Source organism: Pseudomonas sp. P1.31 (assembly GCF_001269815.1).
In the GTDB taxonomy this organism is placed as follows: domain Bacteria; phylum Pseudomonadota; class Gammaproteobacteria; order Pseudomonadales; family Pseudomonadaceae; genus Aquipseudomonas; species Aquipseudomonas rustica.
Genome location: NZ_LHVN01000032.1, coordinates 64,284 through 78,883, shown reverse-complemented (window position 1 = coordinate 78,883; position 14,600 = coordinate 64,284). Strand labels below are relative to the sequence as shown.

The window sequence follows — 14,600 nt, the reverse complement described above, 5'->3', positions numbered from 1 at the left end:
GATGGGAGCCCAATCCGGAGCCATTCAAGGATGCATCGGGAGATTGGTCGCCAGCCATGAGCTGACGACCAAAGAGGATCAGACAGTCAAACCGGTGACACTTGCCAGAGAAGTTGTAGCCTTTTTCATTGGTGGTGCTGGCGATTCGGAAAGTTACTACGGAGACGGGCCGAGCAACTACACGTTGCGTGCCATGGAAGCTTTGCAGAGTCGTTTGGGCACGAGCTTTGGCGGAAAATTCCAACCCTATTACATGGGATACAACGATGTAAAAGGGGAAGGCGATCTGGAGGAGTTTATATTCTCGAGGCTGCCTCACAAGTCCGCTCACGTCTACATCGTTGGTCATAGTCTGGGCGGGTGGAACGGCGCGCATTTGTCGCAGATTCTGACCGATAAAGGTTTTATCGTGAAAATGCTCGTCACGCTGGATCCTGTGGGCGAAGGTGTGATGGTGGCGTTGATTTCCGATATTTACTGGTCGGAGCCGACGCCCAAGGCTGAAACCTGGATCAACGTTCGTGCGGAACCTGACGAGATAGATCGAACTGACGTAGTCGCTTGGGTGGGGGGTAAATGGGATATCGAATCCGGGCCGGATGTTATCGGGATCGTTAAATTCAACCATTACTCGGCGTTGAGGCTTTATGAATCCCGGTTGGAGTGCGGACAGTCCGCATTGGATTTATCGGCGAACTCAATCGCGGGTTACTTGGGAGCAGGCGCATGAGATGGGTATTGCTTCTCGTTGTGTCGTTCTTGTGCGTTGCCTGCGCTAAGTCTCATGACATTACCCCCGCAACGTTGGGCTATGAATCGATTACACCTCGCCCGGACAGTGTTTTTTTTGAGGTCAATTTCAGTTCCGATGTAGAACTGCTGGAGATTTTCTGGCGGGAGAAGAACGCGAACAGTTTTGATCAGGTGTTTATCTGTGCCCTGGGTGATGACACTGATTTTTCGATTGAGCACACGATATCGAAAGCAGCCATGGGTTTGATCACAGAAAACAAGAAGCACTCGAAGATCGCCGGATTCGGTTATACCGCGAGCATTTCTTTCAAAGACGTTGGGGAAAAGAAAAGAACCTCGGCGTATCTGAGTCGTGACGCCATAAAGAGCTTATTGAAAGACAAGCAAAAGATTCCGTGCAAAGTGGTGGTCACGGCAACCGGTTATGACGCGTATTTCACAAGGTCACTGTTTATTCCGGTTGCAGATGTTTTTTCTGCCTTGTCGGACTACGACAGCCTTCGATGAGGCGCCCTGGTGTTGGCTTATGGAGTGGTAATGGCAAGGTTGCTTTTGGTTTTTTTGTTTGCGTTGTGTTCCTCCTGCATGCACTTGGATGTTCCGCCCGCCAGGCTTGAGTTTGCCTCGATCAATCACGAGATGTCCTCCTACTACGACCTGCGTTTCACCTCAGACCGAAATTTGATTGACCTCTATGAAGATCACGGGCGGCAAGGTCAGATTGGTACCTGGATCCATTGCTCGCTAAATGGTGATGTGGATTTTTCCATCGAACATGAAATTGTTCTCGAAGCTTCGGGAATCGTCAGCGGCATGCGTTTGATTGAAGGTGATCGTCGATTCGAAATGTTGGCCAGCATCAACGTCGAGAATCACGCGATCAACGATGGACATAAAGACGTCCGGCCCGCCGAACTGGTGCAAATTCTCAAACCGCAGGAATACATTCCCTGCAAGGTCGTCATCACCGCGTTCCCATTCGTGGCGTATTACTCGAAAGTCATGTACATGCCCACGTCGAGATTCATTGCGGCCATAGAAAATCCTCGAGTGGCACCAGCCCGTATTTTGCTAAAACCGTCCGATCAACCGAGGTCATTACTGCCTTTTTCGTCAGTGTGCATCGTGCGCTGGCGCTATGAACTGGCGCTCGGATATGACCAGATCGACAGGCTCGGGCTCTGCAGTGACGTGCCCTATGCCGGCCTGCTGGCCTCATTTGCGCCGAACAAAACGAAGTTGAAGATTGTTTCAGGTTCAGAGCAGACATCAGCACCGTTTGCGGCGTACACCATCATTCGCGGTGATGGACGTTTGGAGCCCGGGATCGCTGATGAAAATGGCCGTACGCACGAGGTGGGTTCCACTGAGTACGAAACGCTGAGGATCCAGATCAACAAGGAGTTGGATGTCGTCGAGCGCTGGACAAAATGGACTGATGCCTTCCCATAATATGGGATGCAAAATTACATATTGAGATTTTGTTCTCGGAGGGGCTATAGTCCATCGCACTCACTGCCAAAAACAAAACAGGTGAAGCGATGCTGGCGCAATTGATCGCGCTCGATTGGGGGACGACCTCATTACGTGCTTACAAACTCGCGGCGGACGGTGTGGTGCTGGAGCAGCGCTCGCTGTCGTCCGGGATCATGCAGTTGCCCAAGACCCCGCGAATCATCAACGGTCGCGAATGCGCCGATGGTTTTGAATTGGCTTTCGATGAAGCCTGCGGCGACTGGCTCGATGCGCAGCCGGATCTGCCGGTGATTGCTTGCGGCATGGTCGGCAGTGCGCAGGGCTGGCGTGAAGCGGCCTACTGCGAGACGCCGGCGAACGTCGCCAATCTCGGAAACTCCCTACAAACAGTTATCAGCATTCGCGGCACCGTGGTGCATATCGTGCCGGGCGTGATTCAGCGCTCGCGTTTGCCGAACGTGATGCGCGGCGAAGAAACCCAAGTGCTGGGTGTTCTGCAGAATCTGCCGGTCGAGGCGGGCGCTGATCTGTTGATCGGTCTGCCGGGCAGTCATTCGAAGTGGGTCGACGTGGTCGATGGCTGCATCACCCGTTTCGACACGTTCATGACCGGCGAAGTGTTCGCCGTGCTCAGCGAACACAGCATCCTTGGCCGCACCCAGCAAGTCAGCGCGACGTTCGATGCTCAGGCATTTGACCGTGGTGTGCAGATTGCGCAGTCGGCGGACGGCGAACTCGGCGTGCTGTCGACCTTGTTCAGTGCCCGCACGCTGGGACTGACCGGTGAACTGAGCCCGACGGCGCAGGCGGATTATCTGTCCGGCCTAATGATCGGCCATGAATTGGCCGCACTGGCCAGCGCTCAACGCCGACGCCGCAACAACCCGAATCTTCCTTCGATCATCCTCATCGGCAACGCGCAACTGTGCGCGCGCTACCGCCGTGCCCTCGACGCCTGTGGTTTCACCAAGGTGACGCTGGCCGAGCAGGCCACCGAGCGTGGTTTGTGGCAACTGGCGCTGGCCGCCGGACTGATCGATTCCTCATCCCGTTAACCCTGACTGGAGGCCTGACATGCTCAAGCAAGCATTGGCGCAAAACGGTCTGATCGCGATTCTGCGTGGCCTGCACCCGCAGGAAGCCGCCGCTGTCGGAGAAGTCCTGTATGCCGCCGGATTTCGCGTCATCGAAGTACCGCTAAATTCCCCATCGCCGTACGAAAGTATCCGCATCCTGCGCAAGACCTTGCCCGCCGATTGCCTGATCGGTGCCGGCACAGTGTTGACGCCGGAGCAGGTCGAGTTGGTGAAAGAGGCCGGCGGCCAAGTGATCGTCATGCCGCACAGCGATGCCAAGGTGTTGCGCGCGGCGAAAGCGGCGGGGCTGTTTCTGTCGCCGGGTGTTGCGACGTCAACGGAAGCGTTTGCGGCGCTGGCGGAGGGCGCGGACATTCTCAAACTGTTCCCGGCCGAGCAGATGGGGCCGGCAGTCGTCAAAGCCTGGCTTGCGGTGTTGCCGTCCGGGACGGTGCTGGCGCCGGTTGGCGGCATCACGCCGGACAACATGCAGGCGTTTATCGACGCTGGCGTGAAAGGTTTCGGCCTCGGTTCCGGCCTGTTCAAACCGGGCATGACCCCGGAGCAAGTGGCGGTGAATGCCAAGGCCTACGTGGCCGCGTGGAAGGCCCTACGCTAAGACTTTTTGGCGCTGCGTGCGCTGCATCTAATAAGAGCTGCATTTACAAAAGAGAGCAGAGATGAAAATCACCAAACTCACGACCTTCATCGTTCCGCCGCGCTGGTGCTTCCTCAAGATCGAAACCGACGAGGGCGTGACCGGTTGGGGCGAGCCTGTGGTTGAAGGGCGCGCGCACACCGTTGCCGCCGCTGTCGAAGAATTGTCCGATTACCTGATCGGCAAAGACCCGCGCAACATCGAAGACATCTGGACGGTGCTGTATCGCGGCGGTTTCTACCGTGGCGGCGCGATCCACATGAGTGCGCTGGCCGGCATCGATCAGGCGCTGTGGGACATCAAAGGCAAGGCCCTCGGCGTGTCGGTGAGTGATCTGCTCGGCGGCCAGGTGCGCGACAAGATTCGTGTGTATTCGTGGATCGGCGGCGACCGTCCGGCCGACACCGCGCGTGCGGCGAAAGAGGCGGTGAGCCGTGGTTTCACTGCGGTGAAAATGAACGGCACCGAAGAGCTGCAATTCCTCGACTCCTTCGAGAAAGTCGATCTGGCACTGGCCAACGTTGCCGCCGTGCGTGACGCGGTCGGGCCGAACGTCGGTATCGGCGTCGACTTCCATGGCCGCGTGCACAAGCCGATGGCCAAGGTGCTGATGAAGGAACTCGATCCATACAAACTGATGTTTATCGAAGAGCCGGTGCTCAGCGAAAACTACGAAGCGCTGAAAGAGCTGGCGCCGTTGACCAGCACGCCGATTGCCCTCGGCGAGCGCTTGTTCTCGCGTTGGGACTTTAAACGGGTGTTGAGCGAAGGTTACGTCGACATCATCCAGCCGGACGCTTCCCACGCCGGTGGCATCACCGAAACCCGCAAGATCGCCAACATGGCCGAAGCCTACGACGTCGCGCTGGCGCTGCATTGCCCGCTGGGGCCGATTGCGCTGGCAGCGTGTCTGCAACTGGACGCGGTTTGTTACAACGCGTTTATCCAGGAGCAAAGCCTGGGCATCCATTACAACGAGAGCAATGATTTGCTCGACTATGTGAAGGATCCGCGCGTGTTCGATTACGACAAAGGCTTCGTGAAGATTCCGAACGGGCCGGGATTGGGCATCGAGATCAACGAGGAATACGTGATCGAGCGTGCGGCGGTCGGGCATCGCTGGCGCAACCCGATCTGGCGCCATACCGATGGCAGCTTTGCCGAGTGGTGAGTCGTCCCTGACACACCACAATTCCCTGTGGGAGCGAGCTTGCTCGCGAATGCGGCAGGTCAGTCACATTGATGCCGGATGTGCCGCCGTCTTCGCGAGCAAGCTCGCTCCCACAGGGTGCAGTACAGGCCTCAGGCCGACCTCAATAAACATAAAAAGAGGCTCTCCCCATGCAACCGCAAACCCTCACCGGGCAGGCGTCTTTAGTCGCGCCCAGCCGCAAGCGGTTTTTCATCATGGTGCTGCTGTTTATCACCGTGGTCATCAACTACCTCGACCGCAGCAACCTGTCGATTGCTGCGCCGGCGCTGACCAGTGATCTGGGCATCGACCCGATCCACGTCGGCCTGATCTTCTCCGCGTTCGGCTGGACTTACGCTGCCATGCAGATCCCCGGCGGCTGGCTGGTCGATCGCGTGCCGCCGCGCATTCTCTATAGCGTCGCTTTGCTGTTGTGGTCGATTGCCACGGTGATGCTCGGTTTCGCCGCCAGTTTCATCGCGTTGTTCGTGCTGCGCATGGCCGTCGGCGCGCTGGAAGCACCGGCCTATCCCATCAACAGTCGCGTTGTAACAACCTGGTTCCCCGAGCGGGAACGCGCCACGGCCATCGGTTTCTACACCTCCGGGCAATTCGTCGGCCTGGCATTTCTGACCCCGGTACTCGCTTGGCTGCAACACGAATTCGGCTGGCACATGGTCTTCGTCGCGACCGGCGCCGTCGGCATTATTTGGGCGGCGATCTGGTACGCGGTGTATCGCGAGCCACGGGATTTCAAAGGCGCCAACGAAGCCGAAATCGACCTGATCCGCGAGGGCGGTGGCCTGGTTGATATTCAAAAAGAATCGGCCAAGGTCAAAGCCAAATTCAGCTGGACCGATCTCGGCATCGTCCTGACCAAACGCAAATTGTGGGGCATCTACCTCGGCCAGTTCTGCCTGAACTCGACGCTGTGGTTTTTCCTGACGTGGTTCCCGACGTACCTGGTGAAATATCGCGGTATGGACTTCATCAAGTCCGGCCTGCTCGCGTCGCTGCCGTTTCTCGCTGCGTTTGTCGGCGTGCTGTGTTCGGGATTCTTTTCCGACTTCCTGATTCGTCGCGGCTACACCGTCGGCTTTGCGCGCAAGTTGCCGATCATTGGCGGGCTGCTGATTTCCACCTCGATCATCGGCGCCAATTTCGTTGAGTCGACGCCGCTGGTGATTGCCTTTCTGGCGCTGGCGTTCTTCGGCAATGGCCTGGCCTCGATCACCTGGTCGCTGGTTTCGACACTGGCGCCAGCACGGCTGCTCGGATTAACCGGCGGGGTGTTCAACTTCATCGGCAACCTCTCGGCGATCACCACGCCGATCGTGATCGGCTTCCTCGCCAGCGGCGATTCGTTCGCGCCGGCAATCACTTATATCGCGGTGCTCGCATTGATCGGTGCTTTGTCCTACGTGCTGCTGGTCGGCAAGGTCGAGCGTATCGAGTTGTAGTGGTCTGCGTCGGGCGACCATAATGCCGCCCGTTCCCTCGCTCAACGGTAAAGGCTGGATATGCAGGAAGACGCTCCGGAAAAAACCAAGGACGCCGCGCCCACCGGCACCCAGACGCTGTTGCGCGGCCTCGGTGTGGTGCAAGCGGTGGCCAGTGGCGCCCGCGATCTCAAGGAAATTGCCCGACTGATCGGCACCACGCGCAGCACCACCCATCGTCTGGCCAGTTGCCTGGTCGATGAACGCTACCTGCGCGTGGTGCCACAAGTCGGTTATCTGCTCGGGCCGAAGCTGATCGAACTGGGTTTTCAGGCGCGCGAAGAGTTGCCGCTGGTGAGCCTGGCCGGGCCGTATCTGGACGAGTTGTCGGCGCTGACCGGCGACACCGTGCACTTGGGCATTCGTGAAGGTGATGAAGTGCTGTATCTGCTGAAGAACCCGGGGCGCAATGGCCCGGAAATGCGTTCGCGGGTCGGCCATCGCATGCCGTTGGCGCGCACCGGGATTGGCAAGGCGTTGATGCTCGATGACTCGCCGAAAGATTGGCAGCGGCTGTACGACATCAGTCTGCCGGCGGGTGGGAAAAGTCAGTTCTGGCCGCAGCATCCCCAGCAGTCGTGGGAACAGCTTGAGCAGCGCATGACCGAGTACGTCGCCGGTGGCTACGCGTTCGATCTGGAAGACAACGAACCGTCGATCCGCTGCGTGGCGGCGCCGATTCGCGATGCGAGCAAGGGCATCGTGGCGGCGATCAGTATCGCCAGCACCGTGCCGTACATGCCGTTGGAAAAAATGGCCGAGCTGATTCCCCTGATCAAAGGAGTCACAGCCCGGCTCTCGGCGGAGCTTGGCTTGAAGGTTTAAGCGGGTTTAAACCTTGAGCGTCGCCATGTCGATGACGAAACGGTACTTCACGTCTCCGGCGATCATGCGCGCGTAAGCCTCGTTGATCTGGCGAATGTCGAGCATTTCAATGTCGCAGGTGATGTTGTGCTCGGCGCAGAAATCCAGCACTTCCTGGGTTTCGGCGACGCCACCGATCAACGAGCCGGCCAGGATGCGGCGACCCAATACCAGTTTGGCGGCATGCACGGGCGGATCGATCGGTTCGATCAGGCCAACCAGAATGTGCACGCCGTCGAAGCGCAGGGTGTCGAGGTACGGGTTGAGATCGTGCTGCACCGGAATGGTATCGAGCAGGAAGTCGAAGTAACCGGCAGCGGCTTTCATCTGCTCGGCATCGGTAGACACGATCACGTGATCGGCACCCTGACGACGACCTTCTTCAGCCTTGCTCGCCGAGCGGGTGAACAGGGTGACTTCGGCGCCCATGGCTTTAGCGAACTTGATACCCATGTGGCCCAAACCGCCCATGCCGAGAATCCCGACCTTGTCGCCAGCCTTGACGCCGTAGTGCTTGAGCGGTGAGTAGGTGGTGATGCCGGCGCACAGAATCGGCGCGGCGCTGGCCAGTGCCAGTCTTTCCGGAATGCGCACGACGAAGTGTTCGCTGACGACGATGCTGTCGGAATAACCGCCCATGGTATTGCTGCCATCAACTCGATCCGGGGTGGCGTAGGTCATGGTCGGGCCTTCGAGGCAGTATTGCTCAAGGTTCGACTGACAGGCTTCGCAGGTGCGGCACGAGTCGACCATGCAGCCAACCCCGACCAGATCGCCTACTTTGTGTTGGGTGACATTCGCACCGATCGCGGTGACTTTTCCGACGATCTCGTGGCCGGGCATCAACGGGTAAACAGCGATGCCCCATTCATTGCGGGCCTGGTGGATGTCGGAGTGGCAGACGCCGCAGTAGAGGATCTCGATCGCGACGTCGTCGGCGCGTGGGCTGCGACGTTCGAATTTCATCGGGGCGAGGGGGGTGGTGGCCGATTGGGCGGCATAGCCGATGGCGGTGTACATGTAAAACCTCGCAAAAGCAGGAACAAGTGAGGCGGCGCATTCTGGGCGTCGACTGACAGTCCGGCCATGACGATTCCTCCGGGTCTCATGCCTAATCCTCCGGCATGCGGGTTTCATTGGCCGCAGCGGCAAAAGGATCTGCCATCATGCTTTCATCGCCTTTTTCCGCCTTATTTTCAGTGAAGAGTTTTGATGCAATTAACCCGTCATCTTGATGCCAATGCCCGGCTGGTTTCGTTGATCGAACCGTTGGCGCTGCGCGATGGTTATTCCCCGACCGGGTTGCCCGGTGTGCAAGTGTTGCGCGCCAGTTGCGACGTCGCCCGTGGCCCGCATATTTATGAACCGAGCCTGATGATCATCGCCCAGGGCAGCAAACTGGCGTTCTTGGGGCCGCGGACGATGGAATATGGCGCCGGGCATTATCTGATTCAGGCGCTGCCGGTGCCGTTCGAGTGCGAGACATTTGCCTTGCCGAATGCGCCGTTGCTCGGCGTGAGCGTGGCGATTGATCGGGTGTTGCTCGGTGAACTGGTATTAGCCATGGGACTGGCCCCGGGGCGGCATATTCCGGCGCAGACACCAGAGTCGATGACCTCGGTGGTGCTCGACGATGACATGCGTGGCTGCGTCGAGCGCCTGTTGAGTTGCCTGCACGATCCGCTGGAGTGCCAGATTCTCGGGCCGGCGCGGGTACGTGAATTATTGTTCGTTGCGTTGCGCGGGCCGCAGGCGGATGTGTTGCGCGCATTGGTCGAGCAGCAGGGGCAGTTTGCCCGGGTGGCGGCGTCGATCAGTCATCTGCATGCGCATTACACCGAGCCGTTGAATGTCGAGACACTGGCCGGTTGCGCGAACATGAGCGTGTCGACGTTTCATGAGCATTTCAAACGCAGCACGTTGCTGTCGCCGGTGCAGTATCTGAAGCGTTTGCGCTTGTTGAAGGCGCAGACGTTGCTGGTGGCGGAGGGCTTGGGTGTGGCGCAGGTGGCGCATCGCGTCGGGTATCAGAGTACGTCGCAGTTCAGTCGCGAATATAAGCGCTACTTCGAGCGCAGCCCGGGCGATGAGCGCGCTGCCTGATTCACTGATGACTATGTGGGAGCGAGCTTGCTCGCGAAAGCGGACTTTCAGTTGATAAAGACGTTGAATGTTGAATTGCATTCGCGAGCAAGCTCGCTCCCACAGGTGTTGAGGCGATGATCTGTTTTTTGGGCAACAAAAAGGCCCCCATTTCGGGAGCCTCGTTGTTCAGCGGTTCGGCTTACATATTCGGGTAAGTCGGGCCGCCAGCGCCTTCCGGCGTGACCCAGGTGATGTTCTGCGAAGGATCCTTGATGTCACAGGTCTTGCAGTGCACGCAGTTCTGGGCGTTGATCTGGAAGCGCTTCTCGCCGTCTTCCTTGGTGATCACTTCATATACGCCGGCCGGGCAGTAGCGCTGCGCCGGTTCGTCGTACAGCGGCAGGTTTTTGCTGATCGGGATGCTCGGGTCTTTCAACTTCAAGTGGCAAGGTTGTTCTTCTTCGTGGTTGGTACCGGAGATGAACACCGAGCTGAGTTTGTCGAAGCTGAGTTTGCCGTCCGGCTTCGGATAGTCGATCTTCTTGCAGTCCGCCGCGAGCTTTAGGCAAGCGTAATCCGGCTTGGTGTCGTGCAGGGTGAACGGCAGTTTGCCGCCGAAGATGTTCTGATCGAGCCAGTTGAAACCGCCGCCAACGATGGCGCCGAACTTGTGAATCGCCGGGCCGAAGTTACGGCTGGCGAACAGTTCGTCGTAGAGCCAGCTTTTCTTGAACGCGTCCACATAAGTGGTCAGCTCTTCAGTGCCGTCCTTCTCAGCGAACAACGCGTCAGCCACCGATTCAGCGGCGAGCATGCCCGACTTCATCGCGGTGTGGCTGCCTTTGATCTTGGCGAAGTTCAGGGTGCCGAGGTCGCAACCGATCAGCGCGCCGCCCTTGAAGACCATTTTCGGCAGCGAGTTCAGGCCACCTTTGCAGATCGCGCGGGCGCCGTAGCTGATGCGCTTGCCGCCTTCCAGGTACTGCGCCAGCACCGGGTGATGCTTGAGGCGCTGGAACTCGTCGAACGGCGACAGGTACGTGTTGCTGTAGGAAAGATCGACGATCAGACCGACCACCACCTGATTGTTTTCCAGGTGATAGAGGAACGAGCCACCGGTGTTCTCGGTGCCCATGATGTCCAGCGGCCAACCGGCGGTGTGCACCACCAGACCTGGTTGATGCTTGGCCGGGTCGATTTCCCAGATTTCTTTCAGGCCGATGCCGTAATGCTGAGCGTCGGCATCGCTGTCGAGGTTGTAGCGCTTGATCAGTTGCTTGCCGATGTGACCACGGCAGCCTTCGGCGAACAGCGTGTATTTGCCACGCAGTTCCATGCCCGGGGTGTACAGGCCTTCCTTCGGATTGCCTTCGCGGTCGACGCCGAGATCACCGGTGATGATCCCGCGCACCACGCCTTGCTCGTCGATCAGCGCTTCCTGAGCGGCGAAGCCCGGGTAGATTTCTACGCCAAGGTTCTCTGCCTGCTGGGCCAGCCAGCGGCACAGGTTGCCGAGGGAGATGATGTAGTTGCCTTCGTTGTGCATGGTCTTGGGCACAAAGAGGTCTGGAATTTTTTGCGCGCTTTCGGCGTTTTTCAGCACGAAAATATCGTCGCGGGTGACGGGCGTGTTCAGCGGGGCGCCGAGTTCTTTCCAGTCCGGGAACAGTTCGTTCAGAGCGCGTGGTTCGAACACGGCACCGGACAGGATGTGTGCGCCGACTTCGGAGCCTTTTTCGACCACGCAGACGCTGATTTCCTTACCGGCTTCGGCGGCCTTCTGCTTCAAACGGCAGGCGGCGGACAAGCCAGCGGGGCCGGCACCGACGATGACCACGTCGAATTCCATGTATTCGCGTTCCACAGGCTATCTCCTACTCAAGGCTCACAGTTTTTTTTCTAATTTGGAGGTTCGATCTCGCATCCGAATTGCCTTTACGTTAACGTCAAAGGGAATATCGGGAAACCCACCTTTCTCTCTAGGCGGCGCATTATATCTACACCACTCTCAGCGTCCAATACAAACGTTTGTTTGAATTGGCTCCAGCCCAGAGAAATCAAAGAAGCGCGGCTTATGAATGGTCATTTTGCTGTATTGACCGGAATAGGCGTTCCGGTCAAGATACGGGCGGTTTTGCGCTCGTCGTAGGCAGACTGGCGGTTTCAAGAGCACCTCTAAAGACAGGGCGTAGGCAGAAAGGGTGATGCGCAGCGCAGGTCTGGCGCGCAGTTTACACACCGCGAAGTTGAATGACTGAATGGTCACCACTGACGAACGGTCACGCACTTCGCAACGTGAAATCATCCCGAGTACAAGCCGGCGTTTTTAGAGGTGCCCTTGTAGCCCGATGAGCATCAACCGCCAGGTTCGCCTAGGCGACTTTCTTTTCACCGGAGAGTAACGAGGAATCCATGAAGGTTCTTGTAGCTGTCAAACGCGTTGTGGATTACAACGTCAAGGTTCGCGTCAAGGCGGACAATTCCGGCGTAGACCTCGCCAACGTCAAGATGTCGATGAACCCGTTCTGCGAAATCGCAGTGGAAGAAGCCGTACGCCTGAAAGAGAAAGGTGTTGCGACTGAAATCGTCGTCGTCTCCATCGGCCCGACCACCGCTCAGGAGCAGCTGCGTACCGCACTGGCTCTGGGTGCCGACCGTGCCATCCTCGTCGAATCCGCTGAAGATCTGACCTCGCTCGCCGTGGCCAAGCTGCTCAAGGCTGTGGTCGACAAGGAACAGCCTCAGCTGGTGATCCTGGGCAAGCAGGCCATCGACAGTGACAACAACCAGACCGGCCAGATGCTCGCTGCATTGAGCGGCTACGGTCAGGGCACGTTCGCGTCGAAAGTCGAAGTCTCGGGCGACAGCGTTGCCGTGACTCGCGAAATCGACGGCGGCGCGCAGACGGTTTCCCTGAAACTGCCGGCGATCGTCACCACCGACCTGCGTTTGAACGAGCCGCGTTATGCGTCCCTGCCAAACATCATGAAAGCCAAGAAGAAGCCTCTCGAAGTGCTGACTCCGGACGCTTTGGGCGTTTCCACCGCCTCCACCAACAAGACCCTGAAAGTCGAAGCGCCGGCTGCACGCAGCGCAGGCATCAAGGTCAAGTCGGTGGCTGAACTGGTCGAGAAACTGAAAAACGAAGCGAAGGTAATCTAATCATGACTATCTTGGTAATCGCTGAACACGACAACAAAGTGCTGGCCCCGGCCACACTGAATACCGTGGCTGCTGCTGCCAAAATCGGCGGCGACATCCACGTTCTGGTTGCAGGCCAAGGCGCTGGCGCCGTGGCTGAAGCCGCAGCGAAAATCGCTGGCGTGAGCAAAGTCCTGAACGCTGACAACGCCGCTTACGCGCATCAGCTGCCGGAAAACGTTGCTCCGCTGGTCGCTGAGCTTGGCGCTGGCTACAGCCACATCCTGGCTGCCGCGACCTCCAACGGCAAAAATATCCTGCCGCGCGTTGCTGCGCAGCTGGACGTTGACCAGATCTCCGAGATCATCTCGGTCGAAAGCGCTGACACCTTCAAGCGCCCGATCTACGCCGGTAACGCCATCGCTACCGTGCAATCGACCGCTGCGATCAAAGTGATCACCGTGCGTGCCACCGGTTTCGACCCGGTTGCTGCTGAAGGTGGTTCGGCGGCTGTTGAAGCCGTCGGCGCTGCACACGACGTGGGCACTTCGAGCTTCGTTGGCGAAGAACTGGCCAAGTCCGATCGTCCAGAACTGACCGCTGCCAAGATCGTCGTTTCCGGCGGCCGCGGCATGCAGAACGGCGACAACTTCAAACACCTGTACGCCCTGGCCGACAAGCTGGGCGCTGCGGTGGGTGCTTCGCGCGCCGCCGTCGACGCAGGTTTCGTACCGAACGACATGCAGGTCGGTCAGACCGGCAAAATCGTTGCGCCACAGCTGTACATCGCCGTCGGTATCTCCGGCGCGATCCAGCATTTGGCCGGCATGAAAGACTCCAAAGTGATCGTTGCGATCAACAAGGACGAAGAAGCGCCAATCTTCCAGGTGGCCGATTACGGTCTCGTGGCGGATCTGTTCGAAGCAGTACCTGAGCTGGAGAAGCTGGTTTAAACCGGCGGCTTCACTTATAAAGAGCCCGACCTGTTGGTCGGGCTTTTTTTTGTCTTGGATTTGAGTGGGAGCGTTTCGCCATGGATCTGCGCTGCGGATGGTTGTTGGGTTTGGCCCTGTTGCCCGGTTTGGCGATGGCCGCTGGCAAGTGCGAGCGCCTTGTCGTCACCGGCAGCCCGGATGCGCCGCCGTACCTGTGGCAGGATCCGCAAAATCCCAAGCAACTGATCGGCGCCAGTGCCGACCTGCTTCAACAAGTGGCCAAGGATCTCGGCATCAAAGTCGAGTTGCTCTACGCCGGTAAACGCTCGCAAGCCCTCGACGAAGTGCGCAGCGGGCGCATGGACATGCTCGCCGACGCGCCGCTGATCTTCAACGAGCTGGAAAGCCTCGACTACATCTACCCGCCACTGCTGGAAAACGACTACCTGGTGTGGACGCGCAAAGGCTCGACACTGGTCTATAGCGAAGCCAAAGACCTGCAGGGTCACGCGGGCGCGTTGTCGGAAAAGTCTCGAATGACGCAAGGATTCAGTACTTTCGCCGAGCAGAATCTGGCCCTGACCAAGACAGCCAACCTCACCCAGGCCCTGCAGAAATTGCTCCTTGGCGAAGTGGAATATGTACTCGCCGGCCGCTACTCGGGCATGGCCGCCGCGCAGGCATTGGGCATGGCCAATGATCTGTTGGCGTTCGAGCAGCCCATCGACCGCCCGGGCCTGTTCCTCGCGGTTTCCCACAACTCGGCCTGCAACGATCCGTGGTTGCGCGGACAGCTAGCCAAAAAGATGACAGAATTGCCCGCGTCCGGACTGACGGAAGCCGTGCTGCAACGCAATATCGAGCGCTGGAAGGCGCAGCAGCAACAGCCGCGACAACCTGTCAGTGCCCCAAAACAGTAGG

The 14,600-nt window shown here is 58.5% G+C and carries 14 protein-coding genes; 12 read left to right on the top strand and 2 right to left on the bottom strand.

Annotated elements, in window-relative coordinates; genetic code table 11:
* Position 1: 1 nt before the first annotated feature.
* The 8 genes from AD669_RS19035 (at position 2) to AD669_RS19000 (ending at position 7,479) form a co-directional block, all read left to right on the top strand.
* The gene (locus AD669_RS19035) at positions 2 to 730 is read left to right on the top strand and encodes a hypothetical protein (protein ID WP_053122547.1); all 729 of its coding nucleotides are present in this window, start codon (positions 2 to 4) and stop codon (positions 728 to 730) included.
* Positions 727 to 1,260, top strand: a complete 534-nt coding sequence (locus AD669_RS19030) for a hypothetical protein (protein ID WP_053122545.1) — start codon at positions 727 to 729, stop codon at positions 1,258 to 1,260. Before AD669_RS19035 ends, AD669_RS19030 begins: the two co-directional genes overlap by 4 nt.
* A gap of 30 nt (positions 1,261 to 1,290) precedes the next feature.
* Positions 1,291 to 2,205, top strand: coding sequence for a hypothetical protein (locus AD669_RS19025; RefSeq protein WP_053122544.1), 915 nt, complete (start codon positions 1,291 to 1,293; stop codon positions 2,203 to 2,205).
* Between the two features lie 89 nt (positions 2,206 to 2,294).
* Positions 2,295 to 3,284, top strand: coding sequence for a 2-dehydro-3-deoxygalactonokinase (locus AD669_RS19020; protein ID WP_053122542.1), 990 nt, complete (start codon positions 2,295 to 2,297; stop codon positions 3,282 to 3,284).
* A 19-nt stretch (positions 3,285 to 3,303) separates the two neighbouring features.
* On the top strand, positions 3,304 to 3,924 hold the full coding sequence (locus AD669_RS19015) for a 2-dehydro-3-deoxy-6-phosphogalactonate aldolase (RefSeq protein ID WP_053122539.1): 621 nt from the start codon (positions 3,304 to 3,306) through the stop codon (positions 3,922 to 3,924).
* 61 nt (positions 3,925 to 3,985) lie between these two features.
* Complete coding sequence (dgoD, locus tag AD669_RS19010; protein ID WP_053122537.1) at positions 3,986 to 5,134, top strand: galactonate dehydratase; 1,149 nt, start codon at positions 3,986 to 3,988, stop codon at positions 5,132 to 5,134.
* Positions 5,135 to 5,304: 170 nt separating this feature from the next.
* The gene (locus tag AD669_RS19005) at positions 5,305 to 6,615 is read left to right on the top strand and encodes an MFS transporter (protein WP_053122535.1); all 1,311 of its coding nucleotides are present in this window, start codon (positions 5,305 to 5,307) and stop codon (positions 6,613 to 6,615) included.
* Positions 6,616 to 6,675: 60 nt separating this feature from the next.
* Complete coding sequence (locus AD669_RS19000) at positions 6,676 to 7,479, top strand: IclR family transcriptional regulator (protein WP_053122534.1); 804 nt, start codon at positions 6,676 to 6,678, stop codon at positions 7,477 to 7,479.
* Positions 7,480 to 7,485: 6 nt separating this feature from the next.
* On the opposite strand, the gene AD669_RS18995 is transcribed toward AD669_RS19000, so the two are convergent.
* Positions 7,486 to 8,538, bottom strand: coding sequence for an NAD(P)-dependent alcohol dehydrogenase (locus AD669_RS18995; protein ID WP_053122532.1), 1,053 nt, complete (start codon positions 8,536 to 8,538; stop codon positions 7,486 to 7,488).
* Positions 8,539 to 8,730: 192 nt separating this feature from the next.
* Here AD669_RS18995 and AD669_RS18990 point away from each other — a divergent pair, with 192 nt between their 5' ends.
* Complete coding sequence (locus tag AD669_RS18990) at positions 8,731 to 9,621, top strand: AraC family transcriptional regulator (RefSeq protein ID WP_053122530.1); 891 nt, start codon at positions 8,731 to 8,733, stop codon at positions 9,619 to 9,621.
* Between the two features lie 181 nt (positions 9,622 to 9,802).
* Here the strand turns inward: AD669_RS18990 and AD669_RS18985 are convergent, their stop codons facing one another.
* Positions 9,803 to 11,467 (bottom strand): electron transfer flavoprotein-ubiquinone oxidoreductase, encoded by a 1,665-nt coding sequence (locus tag AD669_RS18985; protein ID WP_008085524.1) that lies wholly within the window; start codon positions 11,465 to 11,467, stop codon positions 9,803 to 9,805.
* 548 nt (positions 11,468 to 12,015) lie between these two features.
* Between AD669_RS18985 and AD669_RS18980 the strand changes: the two genes are divergently transcribed.
* The 3 genes from AD669_RS18980 (at position 12,016) to AD669_RS18970 (ending at position 14,599) form a co-directional block, all read left to right on the top strand.
* Positions 12,016 to 12,765 carry an electron transfer flavoprotein subunit beta/FixA family protein gene (locus tag AD669_RS18980; RefSeq protein ID WP_007908338.1) on the top strand — a complete coding sequence of 250 codons (750 nt, stop codon included), beginning with the start codon at positions 12,016 to 12,018 and terminating at the stop codon, positions 12,763 to 12,765.
* A gap of 2 nt (positions 12,766 to 12,767) precedes the next feature.
* Positions 12,768 to 13,697: an electron transfer flavoprotein subunit alpha/FixB family protein gene (locus AD669_RS18975; RefSeq protein WP_053122528.1), complete on the top strand. Its 930-nt coding sequence runs from the start codon at positions 12,768 to 12,770 to the stop codon at positions 13,695 to 13,697.
* An 80-nt stretch (positions 13,698 to 13,777) separates the two neighbouring features.
* Positions 13,778 to 14,599, top strand: coding sequence for an ABC transporter substrate-binding protein (locus AD669_RS18970; RefSeq protein WP_053122526.1), 822 nt, complete (start codon positions 13,778 to 13,780; stop codon positions 14,597 to 14,599).
* The last annotated feature ends 1 nt before the right edge of the window (position 14,600 follow it).

What these genes read in the sequence shown, in the direction of transcription:
- AD669_RS19035 (WP_053122547.1), top strand. Translation starts at nt 2, where the DNA reads ATGGGAGCCCAATCCGGAGCCATTCAAGGATGCATCGGGAGATTGGTC.
- AD669_RS19020 (WP_053122542.1), top strand. Translation starts at nt 2,295, where the DNA reads ATGCTGGCGCAATTGATCGCGCTCGATTGGGGGACGACCTCATTACGT.
- AD669_RS18975 (WP_053122528.1), top strand. Translation starts at nt 12,768, where the DNA reads ATGACTATCTTGGTAATCGCTGAACACGACAACAAAGTGCTGGCCCCG.
- AD669_RS19005 (WP_053122535.1), top strand. Translation starts at nt 5,305, where the DNA reads ATGCAACCGCAAACCCTCACCGGGCAGGCGTCTTTAGTCGCGCCCAGC.
- dgoD (WP_053122537.1), top strand. Translation starts at nt 3,986, where the DNA reads ATGAAAATCACCAAACTCACGACCTTCATCGTTCCGCCGCGCTGGTGC.
- AD669_RS19025 (WP_053122544.1), top strand. Translation starts at nt 1,291, where the DNA reads ATGGCAAGGTTGCTTTTGGTTTTTTTGTTTGCGTTGTGTTCCTCCTGC.
- AD669_RS18990 (WP_053122530.1), top strand. Translation starts at nt 8,731, where the DNA reads ATGCAATTAACCCGTCATCTTGATGCCAATGCCCGGCTGGTTTCGTTG.
- AD669_RS19000 (WP_053122534.1), top strand. Translation starts at nt 6,676, where the DNA reads ATGCAGGAAGACGCTCCGGAAAAAACCAAGGACGCCGCGCCCACCGGC.
- AD669_RS18970 (WP_053122526.1), top strand. Translation starts at nt 13,778, where the DNA reads ATGGATCTGCGCTGCGGATGGTTGTTGGGTTTGGCCCTGTTGCCCGGT.
- AD669_RS19030 (WP_053122545.1), top strand. Translation starts at nt 727, where the DNA reads ATGAGATGGGTATTGCTTCTCGTTGTGTCGTTCTTGTGCGTTGCCTGC.
- AD669_RS18980 (WP_007908338.1), top strand. Translation starts at nt 12,016, where the DNA reads ATGAAGGTTCTTGTAGCTGTCAAACGCGTTGTGGATTACAACGTCAAG.
- AD669_RS18995 (WP_053122532.1), bottom strand. Translation starts at nt 8,538, where the DNA reads ATGTACACCGCCATCGGCTATGCCGCCCAATCGGCCACCACCCCCCTC.
- AD669_RS19015 (WP_053122539.1), top strand. Translation starts at nt 3,304, where the DNA reads ATGCTCAAGCAAGCATTGGCGCAAAACGGTCTGATCGCGATTCTGCGT.